Source organism: Haloarcula marina (genome assembly GCF_024218775.1).
Taxonomy (GTDB): domain Archaea; phylum Halobacteriota; class Halobacteria; order Halobacteriales; family Haloarculaceae; genus Haloarcula; species Haloarcula marina.
Genome location: NZ_CP100405.1, coordinates 286,924 through 303,319, shown reverse-complemented (window position 1 = coordinate 303,319; position 16,396 = coordinate 286,924). Strand labels below are relative to the sequence as shown.

The 16,396-nt window shown below is 58.8% G+C and carries 17 protein-coding genes and 1 pseudogene; 11 read left to right on the top strand and 7 right to left on the bottom strand.

Translation table 11 applies throughout. The annotated features are described in order from the left end of the window. Window positions 1-47: 47 nt before the first annotated feature. The 4 genes from NJQ44_RS19030 to NJQ44_RS19015 all read right to left on the bottom strand — a co-directional run bounded on the left by NJQ44_RS19030 (window position 48) and on the right by NJQ44_RS19015 (window position 3,068). A complete protein-coding gene (locus tag NJQ44_RS19030) occupies window positions 48-1,298 on the bottom strand; it encodes a cation:proton antiporter (protein WP_254274480.1) in 1,251 nt (416 codons plus the stop codon). Window positions 1,299-1,320: 22 nt separating this feature from the next. Then, complete coding sequence (locus tag NJQ44_RS19025; RefSeq protein WP_254274479.1) at window positions 1,321-1,878, bottom strand: diadenylate cyclase; 558 nt, start codon at window positions 1,876-1,878, stop codon at window positions 1,321-1,323. 216 nt (window positions 1,879-2,094) lie between these two features. Continuing rightward, complete coding sequence (locus NJQ44_RS19605) at window positions 2,095-2,253, bottom strand: DUF7501 family protein (protein ID WP_431357802.1); 159 nt, start codon at window positions 2,251-2,253, stop codon at window positions 2,095-2,097. 320 nt (window positions 2,254-2,573) lie between these two features. Then, complete coding sequence (locus tag NJQ44_RS19015) at window positions 2,574-3,068, bottom strand: amphi-Trp domain-containing protein (protein ID WP_254274478.1); 495 nt, start codon at window positions 3,066-3,068, stop codon at window positions 2,574-2,576. A gap of 173 nt (window positions 3,069-3,241) precedes the next feature. On the opposite strand from NJQ44_RS19015, the gene NJQ44_RS19010 reads away from it, so the two are divergent. From NJQ44_RS19010 to NJQ44_RS18995, 4 genes and pseudogenes are all read left to right on the top strand, one after another. After that, entirely contained in the window at window positions 3,242-3,460 is a 219-nt protein-coding gene (locus tag NJQ44_RS19010; RefSeq protein WP_254274477.1) for a DUF1328 domain-containing protein, read from the top strand. 173 nt (window positions 3,461-3,633) lie between these two features. Continuing rightward, window positions 3,634-4,011 (top strand): annotated as a pseudogene (locus NJQ44_RS19005) (aldehyde dehydrogenase family protein); the annotation flags it as partial. Between the two features lie 367 nt (window positions 4,012-4,378). Further along, window positions 4,379-5,632 carry an inorganic phosphate transporter gene (locus tag NJQ44_RS19000; protein WP_254274476.1) on the top strand — a complete coding sequence of 418 codons (1,254 nt, stop codon included), beginning with the start codon at window positions 4,379-4,381 and terminating at the stop codon, window positions 5,630-5,632. Between the two features lie 244 nt (window positions 5,633-5,876). After that, window positions 5,877-6,917, top strand: coding sequence for an AI-2E family transporter (locus NJQ44_RS18995; RefSeq protein WP_254274475.1), 1,041 nt, complete (start codon window positions 5,877-5,879; stop codon window positions 6,915-6,917). 481 nt (window positions 6,918-7,398) lie between these two features. Here NJQ44_RS18995 and NJQ44_RS19600 read toward each other — a convergent pair whose 3' ends face one another. Beyond that, window positions 7,399-7,545: a DUF7563 family protein gene (locus NJQ44_RS19600; RefSeq protein WP_431357801.1), complete on the bottom strand. Its 147-nt coding sequence runs from the start codon at window positions 7,543-7,545 to the stop codon at window positions 7,399-7,401. Window positions 7,546-8,123: 578 nt separating this feature from the next. Here NJQ44_RS19600 and NJQ44_RS18990 point away from each other — a divergent pair. After that, a complete protein-coding gene (locus NJQ44_RS18990; protein WP_254274474.1) occupies window positions 8,124-8,459 on the top strand; it encodes a DUF7344 domain-containing protein in 336 nt (111 codons plus the stop codon). A gap of 25 nt (window positions 8,460-8,484) precedes the next feature. Here the strand turns inward: NJQ44_RS18990 and NJQ44_RS18985 are convergent, their stop codons facing one another. Continuing rightward, the gene (locus tag NJQ44_RS18985; protein WP_254274473.1) at window positions 8,485-9,282 is read right to left on the bottom strand and encodes a TrmB family transcriptional regulator; all 798 of its coding nucleotides are present in this window, start codon (window positions 9,280-9,282) and stop codon (window positions 8,485-8,487) included. Between the two features lie 387 nt (window positions 9,283-9,669). Between NJQ44_RS18985 and NJQ44_RS18980 the strand changes: the two genes are divergently transcribed. From NJQ44_RS18980 to NJQ44_RS18955, 6 genes are all read left to right on the top strand, one after another. Further along, entirely contained in the window at window positions 9,670-10,473 is an 804-nt protein-coding gene (locus NJQ44_RS18980) for a TrmB family transcriptional regulator (RefSeq protein WP_254274472.1), read from the top strand. Between the two features lie 541 nt (window positions 10,474-11,014). After that, window positions 11,015-11,554, top strand: a complete 540-nt coding sequence (locus NJQ44_RS18975; protein WP_254274471.1) for a DUF7342 family protein — start codon at window positions 11,015-11,017, stop codon at window positions 11,552-11,554. A gap of 101 nt (window positions 11,555-11,655) precedes the next feature. After that, window positions 11,656-12,351 (top strand): nucleotidyltransferase domain-containing protein, encoded by a 696-nt coding sequence (locus NJQ44_RS18970; RefSeq protein ID WP_254274470.1) that lies wholly within the window; start codon window positions 11,656-11,658, stop codon window positions 12,349-12,351. Beyond that, window positions 12,344-12,853 (top strand): DUF8154 family protein, encoded by a 510-nt coding sequence (locus NJQ44_RS18965; protein ID WP_254274469.1) that lies wholly within the window; start codon window positions 12,344-12,346, stop codon window positions 12,851-12,853. Before NJQ44_RS18970 ends, NJQ44_RS18965 begins: the two co-directional genes overlap by 8 nt. A 25-nt stretch (window positions 12,854-12,878) precedes the next feature. Continuing rightward, window positions 12,879-14,120 carry a tyrosine-type recombinase/integrase gene (locus NJQ44_RS18960; RefSeq protein WP_254274468.1) on the top strand — a complete coding sequence of 414 codons (1,242 nt, stop codon included), beginning with the start codon at window positions 12,879-12,881 and terminating at the stop codon, window positions 14,118-14,120. A gap of 87 nt (window positions 14,121-14,207) precedes the next feature. After that, complete coding sequence (locus NJQ44_RS18955) at window positions 14,208-14,735, top strand: winged helix-turn-helix domain-containing protein (protein ID WP_254274467.1); 528 nt, start codon at window positions 14,208-14,210, stop codon at window positions 14,733-14,735. Window positions 14,736-14,760: 25 nt separating this feature from the next. On the opposite strand, the gene NJQ44_RS18950 is transcribed toward NJQ44_RS18955, so the two are convergent. After that, entirely contained in the window at window positions 14,761-16,395 is a 1,635-nt protein-coding gene (locus NJQ44_RS18950) for a long-chain fatty acid--CoA ligase (RefSeq protein ID WP_254274672.1), read from the bottom strand. Window position 16,396: the final 1 nt, after the last annotated feature.

Genomic DNA, 16,396 nt, shown 5'->3' with positions numbered 1-16,396 from the left:
TGCATCCGGGACGACCGGACATAGCTGAGATATCTGTCGTTGAAATATCACGCCGCCCCTGCGGGTTCGTCGTATGGAAGGTGCACGAGCGCACGCCGGAGCAGTGGCGGCGTCATGACGGACGTGACGATGGCGACGAGCACGATGACGGCATAGATGGTGGGCGTGAGGATTCCAATTGCCAAGCCCAGGGCCGCCACGACGAGTTCCATTGCGCCGCGAGCGTTGAGCCCGATGGCAAGGCAGACGGTTTCTGCTCGGGAGAGGTCGGTTAATCTCGCTCCGAGTATCACGCCAAGTGCCTTTCCCAGCACTGCAACGGCGAGTGTGACGCCTGCGACCAGAAGCGTATCCAGCGTGAACAGTCCGCTCAAGTCAACCCGTAACCCTGCCGTCGCAAAGAAGATGGGTGCGAACAGTCCGAGCGCCACCATCTGAAATACTCGGTTGGTCTCCGCGTTGAGTCGATTTCTCACGAGAACGCCTGCGAGGAACGCGCCGAGAACGGCTTCCAATCCAAGTGCGAGCGACCCCCCGGCCATCGCAAACCCGACGACGATGACGATCGAAAATCCGGTCAACACCGGCGATCGAACGTATTCGGTGACATCGAAGAGTGTATCGACGATTCGCGGCCCGAGAACAACGGCACCTCCGACGAATACACCGAGGACGACGAGCGTTCGACCGACCGCAAACGGCTCTATTTGTCCCTCACGAGCGATGTCAGAAACTATCGTGAGCGCAATCCACCCCGCTGCATCGATAACGACAGCGACGGTGAGGGTGAGTTGGCCCACTGTTCGGTCCATCGCGTCGAGGTCGATCAGCACACGGACGGCGACGGGGACCGCCGAGATGCTCAGCGCCGTCGCCAAGAACAGTGCGAACGGCAGTCGCTGGCCGGGAGTGACGAGAAACCTCGGGGGGAGCGCCCATCCCAGCGCGAACCCCAGAAGGAACGGCACGACGGAGGCTCCGGTAGCGAGCGCTATCGTCGGTCGGGCATTGCGGCGCACCGTCTGAACGTCAACTTCCGTTCCAGCCAGTACGAGGAGGAGAATGAGCCCGAGCGACGAGATGGCTGCCAGTCGATCGGGCACAGGGACGACGATAGCCGTGACCGCAGGAGCAACGAACCCGAGAACCGAGGGGCCAAGCACCAACCCGGTGAGGAGTTCACCAACGACCGGTGCAAACCCGAGTCGATCAGCGACGATTCCAAGCGTATGTGCAACGGACAAAACGAGTGTTAGCCCGGCAAGAAACGGAAGTAGCAAATCCGACTCAACAACCATGCGTGTCTTTACCCCCCGTTGGTCAATCAATCACCAGGGACGTCGCTAGGGAATCATCGAATGTGCCGTCAGTAAAAACGGTTACACGTCCGTCTTCTTCGCTGAGTGTGATCGCCGCGACCACTTCTTCGCGGGTCGAGGTTTCCAGCGCACTCATGTGGCGGGTCCCCATCCACTCGGCGTAGGGAAGATCGTCTGTTCGTCGGCATTCGGTTGGAGAACGCTGATCGATCCGGACCATTCCCTCCTCGATCGTGCCGTCGCTGTGAACGACGATTGCACCATCATGGGAAAGTGCGACTCTTTGTGTCGCCTCAAGAAATGTGTCGGTCTCAGCAAAGACAGTCCCACAGTCCTCGACCGGCCAGCGGTTCGACCCCATCGGAGCCGCGAATTCGGCCATGGAATCACCTTCGACGACGAAATAGAGCCCGGGTCCACGAGCGTAGGGATCGTCCCATCGCTTGAATCCGAGACTGATGTCCTTAACGCACGCCTCGATCCGCTCGAGTATTGCGTCGATGTCTACATCATCAGATTTCGGTTCCGACGTCGCAGAACTATAGATGGGCTCGATCATCCCTCTCGTACGAATACGGCTGGTGGAGAGATAGTATCCCCGAATTTCCGAATGAATATGTGTGTTAATTAACCGGGTGAAAAACTACCACTCGAATAGGACGAGGTGTCGTTCGTCTGGAAATTCGGCCATGGTTCTCTGTGTAGGGCCGGGGCAATCAACGTTCGTACGACACCTCTAGTCGAAGGTAGTGACGAGATCGTGATCGATCTAGGATCATCCCGTCCACGTGCCCTCCATATCGCCGCTGATGTTCTCCAACCACGCCTCGAACCGTTCCCGACACGTATCCGCTGTCTCGATGTGTTCCATGAATCCGGCTCCCCCATCTCGCAAGGCCGTGCCACAGAACGGACAGAGTCCGGGGTATCCCACTCCGTGGAATCCTGCGGTGGATGTGAGTTGTCTGATTCCATGGGTAATTTCTGATGGGATAGTGTCGTCAGTCTATGCGACGTGATCGACGGCAATGTCGCACGTAGAACACGTGCGTTTGTCGGTGGCAACATAGACTCGATCACACGATCGGCACTCATACAGATGCGGTGGTGAGACGGTGTCAGAACCGTCCGTGGTGGTTCCGTCCTCCGTCCCGCCATCCTCGCTGACCAACGTTCGACCAAGTGGCCAGGCGTCAGCGACCCCGTCGGCGGACCTCGTATTCAGTCGATCAAGGATGATATTAACTATCTCTATCATGTCTCTTCACTTATTGCTGCGTCTGCCGAATTCGCTATCACACTCCGAAGGCCCTTCAGGGCATTGTGTTTTCGGGTGTACCCCTCGCCACTGCTCGCAATGATGTTCCCGTTTCGATGACGGAGTCGCCAGCGCCATTCCTCATCTCGAGCCCGGTAGACTTCAAATCGAGCCAGTGATTGTGCTCCATCAGTGGCTCCCATAAGCCCGACCTCCTCGTCCTCACCCTCGGGAGTAACGTCGAGGGACGAAACAGGAGACGCTGCACTCGATACGGTCCACTCCAGTTCCAGTTCCAGACTCATCGCGTCGTCTTCGGTTTCGAGTTCGATTTCCAGCGTGAGTTCGTCTGGCGTATCGACAGTCACAGCATCCGGGCTATCGCCTAACCGAACGGCTCCTGTGCGAATTCCCTCCGCCACACCGCTTAGTATGGATGCGATCTCCTCCCGACCGGCAGACAGTTCCTCTTCGTAGTCGTCTCGGGACACAGTACAGCCCAATACGGCTGACGACAGAATAGTAGCCCTGATTTTCCGAACGAGAATGTATTCTGATTAATCGGGTGAATTGAGTCTACCCGGACAGAGTCACTCGGTTATTCAAAAACAGGATGGGAATGAATATGTCGGGGGTTAACATACTCGAGAGGCGTAGATATGCTATGATAGCATCATACGGAGTTCTGGATAGCGCGGTCTCGATCCAGGCGGTACCGTTACAGTTAGGGGGTAATTTTCTCGAGCTTGCAGTCCTCTTTTTGATTCTCGCGATCGTCGCAGCGGTGCTCGGTGCTCGGGGTGTCGCTGGACTCAGTATGGATATCGCCAAATGGCTGGTCATCATCTTCGTCGTTCTTGCCATTGTCACGTTCATCCTGTAGGCTTACCCCCGCTGCTCTCGGTGATACACGCAACCCTCGACCCGGCGACTTGGACACGGCGAAACAGATGGCGGTCGCGTTCACGACCGAGTCCGTCGCCAGCGTGCGATCTCCGTCGTGTCGCCAACGGGATCCCTGTGAGTTCATCTCTTGCATATCTAATTCACACGGACATGGACGTAGTCGATCCGTCGACTGGCGAGCGGATCGAATCGTACGCGGACCACACCCAGTCGGAGGTCGAAGAAGCGCTCGACCGGGCGAATGCAGCGTTCGAAGACTGGCGCCTCCGGCCGGTTCGGGAACGCGAAGAACTGCTTGCGGCTGCCGGTGAGATCCTGCGCGAGAACAAGCGCAAGTACGCCGAAACGATGACTCGCGAGATGGGCAAACCGATTTCGCAAGCTCTCGCAGAGGTCGAAAAGTGCGCGTGGGGCTGTGATCACTACGCGGAACACGCGAACGCGTACCTGGAACCCGAGGGGCACCCCAGTCCACCGGGAGCGGCGGTCGAGACCGTCTACGAACCACTGGGACCGGTCTTCGCAGTAACGGCTGTTTGGCACAGCCATCGGTACACCTGTTCGATGCAGAAAGTGGGGTTTTCGCCCCGCAAGAACAGGTCGTTTCGTAGACCAGCAAATATCCCAACTGCGGTACGGGAAGCCCCATCGTTTACCACGGGGGGATGTCACTCTTCTGCATCCCACATTTACGGCTATGACGAGAGATGTAGATGGCCAAGTCAAACCATCTTCTCGAACATTACCGCTCCCGATGGGGGCCCACCAATGAGTGAGAGACCGGTCCGTATCGGTATCAGTAGCCGGGTCGAATACATCGACGTCCATCGACCATCCAGGAGGGACACGGAATTACGTCTCCGGGCCGAACTATTGGAATAAGGATCGCTTGAATATGGTATCTACACTGGTTGTCGTGGGGTTGCTCGTGGCTGCCTTCGTCGGGTTTAACATTGGTGGATCGTCGACCGGTGTCGCGTTCGGACCGGCCGTCGGGAGTCGCCTCGTCAGAAAGGCCACTGCCGCAACCCTGTTCACGCTCTTCGCGTTTCTGGGTGCGTGGACGGTCGGTCGGAACGTCATCGCCACCATGAGCGACGGCATCGTTCCGGCGGTGCAGTTCTCGCCAATAGCGACTGTCGGTGTTCTGTTCTTCACCGGTCTGGCACTCTTGCTCTCGAATCTCTACGGGGTTCCCGCCTCGACGTCGATGACTGCCGTGGGTGCAATCGTCGGGCTCGGTCTGGCAACGGACTCGCTCAACGAGGCGTTGATGTTCACGATCGTCTCCGCGTGGATCGTTGCGCCACTCCTCGGATTCGTGACTGGTGCCATCGTCGGCCGATATCTGTACCCCCAGTTAGAGGCCCATATGTCGTTCACGCGCTTCGAGCGGCACCTCGTCCAGCTCGATCGCTCGGGCAACGTTCCGCGCCTCCGCCTCAATACGAACGCAGCCCCCCGGGACCTCGTCGGCTCGTTTCTGGTCATTGCAATCGCGTGTTACATGGGGTTCAGTGCAGGGGCGTCGAACGCCGCGAATGCGGTCGCGCCGCTCGTCGGCAACGGGTCCATCTCGATAGAGCAAGGCATCGTGCTCGCCGTCGCCGCCATCGGCCTCGGTGGGTTCACGATCGCCCGGCGGACGCTCGCGACGGTCAGTGATGGGATCACCGACCTGCCCATCCTGGCCGCACTCGTCGTCTCGAGCATCGGGGCGACCATCATCACCGTCCTCTCGTATCTCGGTATTCCGGCGAGTCTCGCGGTGAGCACGACCTGTTGTATCATCGGACTCGGTTGGGGACGAGCGAGTCGCGCCGCCACGCTCGCGGAGATCGCCACCCGACGTACCGAGCGTGAGTTGGCTGCGGGCCTCACCACGGGTGCGCTCGCGGCGTCTACGGGGTCTGATGACGAACCGACGAGCCCGACCATCGGCGAGCTGGCGAGCAGTACGGCTGGCGAGCGGACGGGGCGACGGGACAGCGACACAGCGGTTCCCCCGATCGGGGAGGAACACATCGACGAGCTCAGCGCAGAGAGCTTATTCGACCCGGCCGCCACACGCCGAATCGTCATCCTCTGGATCCTGGCACCCTCGCTCTCGGTCGTCGGCTCCTATCTCCTCTTCAGTTTGCTACTGTAGGTGTATCCTGAGTTCACTAACCAGTCACCACCAATATCCGTAACCCTCGGGCAGCAAACACAAAACTAAGACACAACCGACATATCGAGAGTAGAGCAGAGCGTCAGTCGATTTGGTTCGATTCTCGAGTATGCACGGTTCGCTCGAACCGCTGTATCCCCTCGTCGCTGCTGGTGGCGACCACTGACAGATGGCCCAATTCTGTACACACAAGTCAAGGATGAGGGGAATCTCTATACTGAATATGACTGAACAGAGAGACCCTCAGAATTGGTTTTCGGACCATGTTGTACTGTCGATCTTGGCGGTCGTGAGTGGGGTTATCGGCCTCCTTTTCGTTTTCACACAGCTTCAGTATATCTTACTCGCGATCGTCCTCGCATACGTCCTCGCACCCGCACAACGGACGCTCGAGCGTCACACGAGCTCAGTTAGAGCCGCCCTCATCCTCATCTCGCTTTCGGTAGTTGTCCTCTTCATCCCGATCGCCTATATCCTCACAGTTGCAATTCAGCAGGGACTGGGGCTGCTAACCGCCCTCCAAGCAGGGGAACTCAGTCTCGACATCGTTCAGGTTCGACTCGAAACCATTGGCTACGTGATCGATTTCGACCTGTTGTACGCGACCTATCAAGAGCCGATCGCGAGCGGGTTGCAGCGCCTCGCAACCGGCGCGGTAACCGTCATCGGCGGTCTCCCTGGGGTGCTCGTCGGACTCACCGTGACGGTCTTCGTACTCTTTGCGTTGTTGCGAGACGGTGAACAGTTCGTCACATGGTTGCAGTCGATCGTCCCGCTCTCTGGTCGTGTGGAACGAGAACTTCTCAGGGAACTTGACGCCCTAATGTGGGCGTCAGTTATCGGGAACGTCGCCGTCGCAGCGGTCCAGGCGGTACTACTTGGCATCGGATTGGCGCTCGTTGGCATGCCCGGGGTTGTGTTCTTGACCGTGGCGACATTTGTTCTCACGTTGCTCCCACTCGTTGGGGCATTCGGTGTCTGGCTTCCGGTTTCGGGGTACCTGTTCGCGATCGGTCGTCCCACTACAGCGGTACTGTTTTTCGTCTACGGGTCGGTGGTCAGCGCCTCGGACCTCTATCTTCGACCGGCGATCATCAACCGGAGCGGGGCGATCAACGTCGCGACTATCGTCGTGGGTATCTTCGGGGGAATCGTTCTGTTCGGGGCCATCGGCCTGTTCGTCGGCCCTGTCATACTCGGCGGCTCGAAGATCGTCCTTGACCTGTTTGCCCAGGAGCGAGCGGACTCGACCGTCGGCCGATAGGGTATCGGTTCCGCCATCGGTCCTCACATGACCGTGGCCGCGGTACCATCTCACCCGCCGACGTCGATCGTTTGCCACACCGCGACGGCGTCGGATTCGCTGATTCGAATGTGATGAGATTCGGTTCCGAGTGGCGCTACCTACTCCTCTCTTGTCCCCTGTACAGACAGACGAGCAGGGAGTCGGGTTCGTCCAGTCAGGACGAATCTCCACCGAGCGGAGTTTGCTCCCGGTGTCGACTAAGAGTGTCGAGGGTTCCGTCGGATTGCACCGCTAATCGTGCGGGACAGTACTATTTACGAGCGTTCCGCCGCAGTGAGGACAGGTGTTCGTGTCGGTGGGATCTTCGATGCCGTCTCCACAATCACGGCATACGTAAAGTGTTGCCTCTGAACCGGAGTTGGGTATCGTTGTCATTATCTGTTGGTGGTTGCCGTACCGCACGTCAGTCATCGCTCGGGAGCGGACGCACGCGTCGGCGTCACGAAGTATCCCGTGACGCATCTCCGTCGACCAGTGCTGTGACTGGCAGACAGCTGCGGCAACCGTAGCTGTCGTCCTCGTTGTCCCCGAAGACGCGGGCAAATCGTGACGTTACGAACGCACCGCACTTGTTGCATTCTGGCATCGTTCAGTCGCTTGGGAGGGTCTGGCAGGGACGTCTCTGTAGTCGAGTGTTATCGGTGCCGTCCACGTTCTTCCCGGCCCTGATGTCGTTCGTTCGCCTGCGCAACGTCCTCGGACGTGATGGTTTTTCGACCACGACGGCGGGCACGACGAGCCGTCGATTCGGCGATTTCGGCTGTTTCCTCGGCTGCTGCCCCTCGTAGCGCCGCTGCAGCCGCAGCATCTGGTTCGACATCTTCATCAGCGGCTTCCGAAAGGACGGTTTTCGCCTTCTCGGAATCGGCCGCTTCTCGTGCTCGGCGCCGCGTTTCTCGACGTGATCGGAACGGATTTCGTACCATGTGTGATCACTCCGCCGGTGAGCGGACACCGGGACTAACGCGCTTCGATTGTGTCAAGTGAGGACATTTTACCAATCAGATGAGTTCTGATTAACCGGGTGACGTAGTGAGAGAGTACAGCAACCGATTGACCAGTGACGCAGGGATTTGCAGGCTTCGGACGTCACCCACATAATCAAAACCTCCTCAGGCGTGAAAATATCTACAGTTGATGCACCTCGGGATAGAGTAACGCAGTATGACGACCCACAGTCTCGACGCATGTCTCCAGCTCGTCGCCGATCCTCACCGACGCCGGATCATCCACCACTTGCGCCACGAGGCTACCGGGACCACGACGGTTGACGAACTCGTCGAACAGTTCCACCGTAGTGGTTCTGACTTCAAAGACGGGCCACCGCAGGACCGAGAATCACTCGCCATCCAACTACACCACGTCCACCTGCCAAAGTTAGCAGACCACGATGTCGTCGAATACGAACACAGAAGCGGTTCCGTCCGGTACCGTCCCGACGAACAGGTCGAAACGGTGCTCGACTCGCTCCCTGAAGAAGTGTCGCTGCCGAATCCCTGACGTCAACGTCTCCCACTAGATTCCGTCAAGATCGTTCCTCCGTCTCGAGTCGCCAGGTGAAAATCGCTTTCAGGACCACGACCAGACTGTTCTCGTCGCCCTCGCCCCAGATATCGGTCTCCGAACGCGGATCGGACGGACTCGCGTCCGCACCGTTGACGAGCGCACTCACGAGTGTCTTCCGACCGTCGATCATCATGAGCCGTCCGGCCGATGTGTCCGACCAGACCCACAGCGACTCGAACATCGTCGCGCCGGGAATCTCGTCCTGAATTCGCTCCTGTACGTCCGTCGACACCCCGGCGAGCTGGATGGAAACGCCCCGCTCTGCGGCCTCGCTCAACCCCGCGATCAGGTCCTCGGTGAGGAGGTCCTCGACGGTCATGTAGACGATTTCCTCTTCCGCACTCGCGAAGAACTCCAAGACTCGTTCCGTGACTGTCGTCTGCCCGTCTACCGTCCAGACGCCGCGCTGCTCGGCTCGTTGTTCGATGGGTTCGAGTTTCCTCAGCGCCGTCTGAAGGAGTTCCGTGCGGTGCTGTAGCTCGTGTTCGAACGTCCGACTCGCGGTTTCGGCGGAGATCGCCCAGAACTGCTTGGGCGACGATTGGAGGATATCGACGAGCCCCCGGTCGTGTAGCTCGTCGATCGCGTCGTACACCCGAGTGCGCGGCACCTCTGAGACCTGGCTGACGTCTCTGGCTGTCCCCGTGCCGAGACTAGCGAGCGCGACAAAGGTCCGCGCAGCGTAGGCACTCAACCCGAATCGTTCGAGCTGCTCGATTGCGACGGACTCTGGGTCCTCGTTTGGATTGTTGCTCATCGGTCTGGCGAATGTGGGTCGCTGTGAGCCCAGCCACGGAGAGTGACCGGGTTGGCACGCAGTAGTGTGGTAGTTGGAGACAGAACTGGACCTCGTTCTAGTAGAGTGGTCGGTCTCGTGCTATAGGTCTTTTTTGTGATTAAACGAGTGAATCTCAATAACTCCGTTAGTGGGCGCCTCTGCAAAGTGAAATCCGTATCGTTCCGTAGTCACTGAGAGACTCACAATGGATTTAGGAAATTCGTACTGGAAGCGGTTTTGAACGACATTACCACCCATCGCGCGCACCGTCCGAGTCCGCAGTCATGAAATGAGTGACAACCCCTATCCGTGCCGGGAGCGAACATTCAGAGACTCACTGGAGAACTCTTCGTGAGGTTGGGACACATGACTACCAATGATAGTCTGGAGGACGCGATTGAAGTCCTCCAGCAACTCGGCTTGAAAGAATACGAGGCCCGATGCTTCGTCGGCCTGTCCCGTCTCCACACGGGAACAGCAAAGCAATTGAGTGAGATGACGGAGGTTCCCCGAACGCGGGTGTACGATGCGATTCGAGTGCTAGAGGCGCAAGGCCTGGTCGAGATACATCATTCGAGTCCGCAGCAGTTCCGGGCGGTTTCGCTCGACGAGGCGACCGAGACCCTGCGCGACCAGTACGAAGCCCGCGTCGAGCGTCTCCACGATGCGCTGGACACGGTCGAAATCGTTGACGAAGACGAGGAGACACCCGTCCAGCAGGTGTGGGCGATGTCCGGGCGCGACGCGAACGAAAACCGGACGGACCAGCTCATCGAGAAAGCGTCCGAAGAGGTCGTGCTGGTACTGGGCGACGAGTCACTGCTGACCGAGGATCTCGTTGCCCGTCTCAACGACATCGGTGACGGGGTCGACCTTCTCGTCGGCGCGTTGACGGAGTCGCTTCAAGACCAGATCCAGACGGCCGTGCCGGACGCCAAGACGTTCATCTCTGGCCTGGAGTGGCTACACGGCGAGAGCGCAACCGAAGACGAGACGGCGATCGGCCGGCTCCTTCTGGCCGACCGCTCGACGATCCTCGTGAGTTCGATTATGCCCGACAGCAAGAAGGAACAAGCAGTGTTCGGCGAAGGATTCGGGAACGGTCTCGTCGTCATCGCCCGGCGGCTCATGGCCCAGGGGTTGTTGACCGCTCGTGACCCCAAGCCGTGATATCGCGGCGAGCTACTGCAGACTAATCCGTCAGCGGACGCAACTGTCAGAGGGGTCTTGATCGCGTTCGTCGCAGGAACGGTCCTCGAGCAACTGGAGCGTGAGATACTCGCCATTGTCGATCGTGATGCAACAATCGCTGTACACGAACGAGAGACGTCCGCCCATCCGAGGAGTTCCACTGTGGGTGTTCCACAGGCCCAAGATTTGGTATAGCGACATACGATATATAATTTCCCGTAGTACGGAATTCCGGCGGTAAGAGGCTCCAGATGCCGGTATTCTCCTGATGGAGCGAATAGAGGAAGTGGTCATGATTATGCCCGTAATCACGACCACTTTGAAGTACCTCGCCGCCGTCGGTGAAGCACGAATGCTGCAACCGGCTCACGACGCCGCTTCCCCCAGGATAGTGCCGCCAAGAACGGGGTTCAACTCTGCTTTGGCTCTCCTCAACCGAGGTCGTGGCTATTGCGAAGGACAAGCTCGATATGGTACTAATGACCTCCATTTATATCGGACAGTGGGTGAACCATAGTGAATGACTGAAGATGAATCGGAGTCCGAGAGCCTCATGGACCGCCAGACCATGGGCGAAGACCGCGTGCGGATGTTCGCCCGGCAACTATCGGAGCAACGGACGGCGAACTGGATCGCGTCGAACGCGGGCTGGTCACACGGACCGACCAAGCGCGTCCTCGAACGTCTCGTCGACAACGGCGTCCTCCACCGTGACGACACCGGGGCCCACACGACATACTTCCCCGATTATCGTCGTCAAGCGATCAAGGAGGCCATACGCCTTCGGGACAGCGACCACACCGTCGAAGATCTCACCGAACGGCTCACCGAGATGAACGCCCAAATCCGAGGATGGAAGGACAAGTTCGATGTCGAATCGCCGAACCAGCTTCGCGGAACGATCGCTGATCAGGTGCTCGATATCACCGAAGAGGACCGCCGCCGAGAGATCGCCCGCGAGTGGGAACAGCTCCAGCGGCGAATCGAAATTGTGGGTTTTGCCATCCGGGAGTGGGATTTTCTAGCCCCAGAAGCCGAACATAATGAGGCCCAGAGTTGACGCATCTTGTTCTCCGTACATCCGTTTCTGACAGGGTAGATATTTACGTTGGATCCGATCCACGTATAATGTTTTTATAGTAGCGGTCCGTGATACGGCACATGAACCGCGAGACGGATAGTACGAATTCGTCTGGGGCAGCTATTTCTCTTTCAATACCCCCTTCAGATCCGACTTTATTCAAACATAAGGCGACGAGCGACGTCCTTCTCTTTTTAACAAATCACCGGTTCAGTGACTTCTCACTGCGAGAACTCGCAACACAGATCGGTCACTCACACCAGTCCGTCCGACGGGCAGTAAACGTTCTCAGCGCGAACGATCTGGTCGTTGAATCTCCCGAAAGCAATCAGCGACTCGTCCAGATCAATAGACAGCGCTTGTCTATCCAAGACGATCCGATCCTCCGAATTCCCCAATCAGAGTATCACCATCCGGTCAAAGCTGCGGTCACAGAGCTCAGTGAGAACATCAACGAAGTCGTCGGCATCATCCTGTACGGGAGTGTGGCTCGGGGCGAGGCTGACCGACGGAGTGATATCGATCTCTGGGTACTAACCCGTTCCGGGCGGGCCGAAAGCCAACGAGAAGCGAATGCGATTGCCCGTGACCTCGAAGACACGGAATTCGATGGAGACCGATATGCCTACGATATCGATGTCGAGGCCGTCCAGGCAATCCCGGCGTACACCGAGGATATCCGGGAAATCGTCGTTTCAGGAATTCCGGTCTACAAGACGAATGACTTCGAAACCGTCGAAAACCTCCTCTTGGAGGAAGGAGCCGTCGATGAGTAATGGCTCGGACCCGACCGCTGTGCTCGCAGCACTCGACCGCGCACAGGATGCCTTCGAGATGGTCGGACGCGGTCGGACAGCGTTTGAGGACGGAATTAGTGCCGATGAAGATTGGAAGACACAACTAACGAAAGCGTGTCGTCTCCTTGAAGTCGTTGACACTCTCCAGTCACAGGATGGGTACTATACGGCCGTTATCGAGGTCTGTTTCGGCGCTATCGAACGGTCGATTGAGGCGTATGCGCTCGCGATGACGAACGATACGCTTCAGGACTTTCAGGACCACCAGTTTAGCTACGAGCGTGCCCACCAGATCGGGCTGTTTGAGCGGGAGACTGCAGAGGCGATGAAGGATCTCTACAGCGAGAACCGGACAGAGAGTTATTACGGCGGCGGGCGTCCAACCCAAGAACAGGCGGAAGCAATGACCGACCTCGCCAGTGCCGTCCATCAGTTCGCCGTAAGCCAGATCCGGGAAGGCGGCGTCTGTCTGTGTGACTGACTATATTGGACACATCAAGAGCACTATGGACCGGAATACACCGACTGAACGGACGCCGTTGGCCTCACTCTCCGAGTCGTTCGAGCGCTACCTCCAGGACAAGGGGAAAGGCCGCGGTGGCGACGGCGGGAACTACCGACGGAACGCGGCGCGCGAACTCGAGCGATTCGCCGAGTGGGCCGCCGGTGACCGTGGTCGCGACGACTGGACCGGGATTGTCCCGGACGACAGTGACCGAGAACCGGCCTTCGAGGACCTCGACGAACGCGTGTTTCGAGAGTACGCCCGCCACCTCGGCGGCGACCGCGGCCTCAAGCAGAACACGGTACAAACCTATTACCGCTATATCTCTGCGTGGTGTGGCTGGTGTGTCAACGAGGGCTACCTGGAAGCCCACTTCGCCCAGCGGGCGAGTGCGACGGCACCACTCCCTGAAGACGACGGGCGCAAACCCGGCGACCAGCAGGCCTGGACCTCCGAACAGCGCCACGCGCTCACCCGCTTCGTCGACGAACGGGCCCGCGCGGCCATCGAGGCGTACACGACACTCCCAGAGGATACTGACCAGATCGACAGGCAGCGAGCGCGCTACGAGGCGGTGAAGGCGGCGCGAGACCGGGCCCTCGTGTTCGTTATCGCGTACACAGCCGTTCGCGTCGGCGAACTGCTCCGGGACCCGAACGACCCGCGCAGGCGTGGGGTTCGGTGGGAGGAGATTTCGTTGGAAGACGGGAGTATGGACGTATACAGGAAGAAACAACAGTGGGACGCCGCGAGTCTCCCGGATCCAGTGATTACACCGCTCCGTAGCTACCGAAAACTCGTGGATCCACCATCGGATCGGTGGCCGGTGTTTCCCACGTTCGACCAGCGGATGCTCGCGACGCTCGTTCAGGACGAACTGGCCGACCGAGGCCGACAAACCGAAGAAATCGACGAGCGACGTGACGAGTTCGCCCGCGACCTCTTGCTGGCGCTTGCTGAGGATATTCAACCGCCGTCGGTCACGACCGATGGGGCACGGTCGATTCTCCAACGACTCTCAGACGACGGGGAGATTGATATCGACCATCCGAAACACGACTATCTCGCACCGCACGGCGGTCGACGAGGGATGGGTGAAGTGCTCGTTCGAGCCTTTGGATACACAGTCGCGGCCCGCTATCTCGACAACTCGGAGGAGATGGTGCGAGAGCGGTACTCGCATATCGAGGCAGGGGAATTGGGCGATGTCGCGACGGAGGCGCTGGAAGAAATCGACCGATAAAAATTCGGTTCGCTCGACCCCAAAGACCTACCAATCGTCGTTCTCCGAATCCTGAATCTTAACATTGTTACCCGGATAGACGTGTGTATGGCACACGACACACCGTCGTACGAATTCAAGGACCGTGACGTCTACATTCTCCGAGAGCTTGCGAAAAACCCCAGCGTCTCCTCCCGGGATCTCGCCGATATTCTCGACGACGAGTACGATATTGACGTCTCCTATGTCACAGTCAACGAATCTATCCGGAACATGCGTGAGGCAAGTGTGTTTCGGGAAGCCATCGTTCCCAACGAGGAGTATTTCCTATTCGAACTATTCGAATTCAAGTTCAACCCCGAGTACTTCGCGGACACATGGCGCGAAACGATGGAGCACATCCGCGACGACGACCACACACTCATGTATTTCCTGTCGGACGGCGAGTACCAGTGGAAGTCTGTCATGCTGTTCCCGACACGCGAACACGGTGAGCGGTGGCTCCACGAGTTCTACAAGAACCACGGCAAGACGGTGCTAAACGTTCGCACAAGCGTGATGACGAATATCCTTGAGTTCGGCGCCAGTCCCGGCCTCTTCGATTACCTCGACAGCGATACCGAATATCGGTTCTAGGGTCGTCACGCGGCGCTCCGCCGCGTTATTCCTCGATAGGCAGCGATCCGTACTCCTCCTCGAAGCGCTCGACGAGGCGTTTCTTGTTGTACTTTCCAGTGGTCGTCTTCGGTACCTCGTCGACGAACTCGAAGTGGTCCGGTAGCCACCACTTCGGGAATTCCTCGAGCAAGTAGTCGCGGAGGCCGTCGGCAGTCACATCGTCCGCTGCGACGACGTACGCGACCGGACGCTCTTGCCACTTCTCGTGGGGGACGCCGATGACCGTGGCTTCCTCAATATCGTCGTGGCCGATAATCGTGTTCTCCAGTTCGATGCTGGAGATCCACTCGCCGCCGCTCTTGATGACATCGTCGAGGCGGTCGACCACATCGAGGTTGCCGTACTCGTCGATGGTGGCGACGTCACCGCTCTGGAACCACCCGTCCTGTGTGAACGACTCCCTCGTCGCGTTCGGACGCTGGTAGTACTCGCCAGCGAGCCACGGTGCCCGCGCCTGCACTTCGCCGGGCGTCTCGCCGTCCTGGGGCACCGGCTGCCCGTCCTCGTCGCGGAGTCGAATCTGAACACCCGGTGCCGGTATGCCCGCTTTCATCCGGAGGCGGTCCTGTTCCTCCTCGGGCAGTTTCTGCATCTCCGTCGTCATCAGGGTGTTCGCAAGATGGGGGGAAGCCTCCGTCATCCCGTATCCTTGACCGATGGGCGCGTCGTAGACCTCATCGAACTTCCGGATGAGCGACGCCGGCGGGGAACTCCCGCCAATGAGTACGTCCTGAAGCGAGTCCAGCGCGTCTGGCCCGAGGTCGCTGGAATCCTCGATGATGCGGTCGACCTCCATCCAGACGGTGGGAACCGCGGCCGCGACGGTGACTGCTTCCTCGGTTATACAGGAGATGAGTTCATCCGGATCGGTCCGCTGGCCCGGTAGTACGATTTTCGCGCCCGTAAACGTCGTCGTGTACGGGAGCCCCCAGCCGTTGACGTGGAACATCGGCACCACCGGCATCACGGTGTCGGTCTCACTGACGCCGAACACGTCGACGTGGCTGTGCATCAGCGTGTGCAGGAACTGACCACGATGCGTGTATTGAACGCCCTTTGGCAGCCCGGTGGTCCCGGACGTGTAGCAGAGCGCGCTCTCGGTGTCCTCGTCGATGGCGGGCCAATCGTAGTCGGTATCGTAGCCGTCGATGAACGATTCGTAGTCGGTGACCGGCTCCAGCGACGTATCCGGCACGTCGTTTCGGTCGCCGAGAATGACATACTGCTCGACGGTATCGAGGTCGTCCGCGATAGGTTCGAGAACCTCCACGAACTGCGGGTCGACGAACATCAGTCGGTCTTCGGCCTCCTCGATGATTTCGACGAGATGGTGCTCCGGCAGTCGATGGTTCACCATGTGAATACTGCGTGCGCTACAGGACGGTCCGAAGTAGAGTTCGTAGTGACGGTAGTGGTTGACCGCCATCACGCCCGAACGGTCGCCGGGCGCCATCCCGTAGTCGTCCAGAGCATGCGCGAGTTGACTGATGCGCTCGTAGGCGTCGCCGTACGTGTATCGATGGGTGCTCCCGTCCGGGAGCGCGGTGACGATCTCCTTGTGGTCGAAGAGGTCGCGGGCCCGTTCCAGGAACTTCGTTATCGTGAGGTCGTAGTCCATC

What these genes read in the sequence shown, in the direction of transcription:
- NJQ44_RS19030 (WP_254274480.1), bottom strand. Translation starts at nt 1,298, where the DNA reads ATGGTTGTTGAGTCGGATTTGCTACTTCCGTTTCTTGCCGGGCTAACA.
- NJQ44_RS19025 (WP_254274479.1), bottom strand. Translation starts at nt 1,878, where the DNA reads ATGATCGAGCCCATCTATAGTTCTGCGACGTCGGAACCGAAATCTGAT.
- NJQ44_RS19010 (WP_254274477.1), top strand. Translation starts at nt 3,242, where the DNA reads ATGATAGCATCATACGGAGTTCTGGATAGCGCGGTCTCGATCCAGGCG.
- NJQ44_RS19000 (WP_254274476.1), top strand. Translation starts at nt 4,379, where the DNA reads ATGGTATCTACACTGGTTGTCGTGGGGTTGCTCGTGGCTGCCTTCGTC.
- NJQ44_RS18995 (WP_254274475.1), top strand. Translation starts at nt 5,877, where the DNA reads ATGACTGAACAGAGAGACCCTCAGAATTGGTTTTCGGACCATGTTGTA.
- NJQ44_RS19600 (WP_431357801.1), bottom strand. Translation starts at nt 7,545, where the DNA reads ATGCCAGAATGCAACAAGTGCGGTGCGTTCGTAACGTCACGATTTGCC.
- NJQ44_RS18990 (WP_254274474.1), top strand. Translation starts at nt 8,124, where the DNA reads ATGACGACCCACAGTCTCGACGCATGTCTCCAGCTCGTCGCCGATCCT.
- NJQ44_RS18985 (WP_254274473.1), bottom strand. Translation starts at nt 9,282, where the DNA reads ATGAGCAACAATCCAAACGAGGACCCAGAGTCCGTCGCAATCGAGCAG.
- NJQ44_RS18980 (WP_254274472.1), top strand. Translation starts at nt 9,670, where the DNA reads ATGACTACCAATGATAGTCTGGAGGACGCGATTGAAGTCCTCCAGCAA.
- NJQ44_RS18975 (WP_254274471.1), top strand. Translation starts at nt 11,015, where the DNA reads ATGACTGAAGATGAATCGGAGTCCGAGAGCCTCATGGACCGCCAGACC.
- NJQ44_RS18970 (WP_254274470.1), top strand. Translation starts at nt 11,656, where the DNA reads ATGAACCGCGAGACGGATAGTACGAATTCGTCTGGGGCAGCTATTTCT.
- NJQ44_RS18965 (WP_254274469.1), top strand. Translation starts at nt 12,344, where the DNA reads ATGAGTAATGGCTCGGACCCGACCGCTGTGCTCGCAGCACTCGACCGC.
- NJQ44_RS18960 (WP_254274468.1), top strand. Translation starts at nt 12,879, where the DNA reads ATGGACCGGAATACACCGACTGAACGGACGCCGTTGGCCTCACTCTCC.
- NJQ44_RS18955 (WP_254274467.1), top strand. Translation starts at nt 14,208, where the DNA reads ATGGCACACGACACACCGTCGTACGAATTCAAGGACCGTGACGTCTAC.
- NJQ44_RS18950 (WP_254274672.1), bottom strand. Translation starts at nt 16,395, where the DNA reads ATGGACTACGACCTCACGATAACGAAGTTCCTGGAACGGGCCCGCGAC.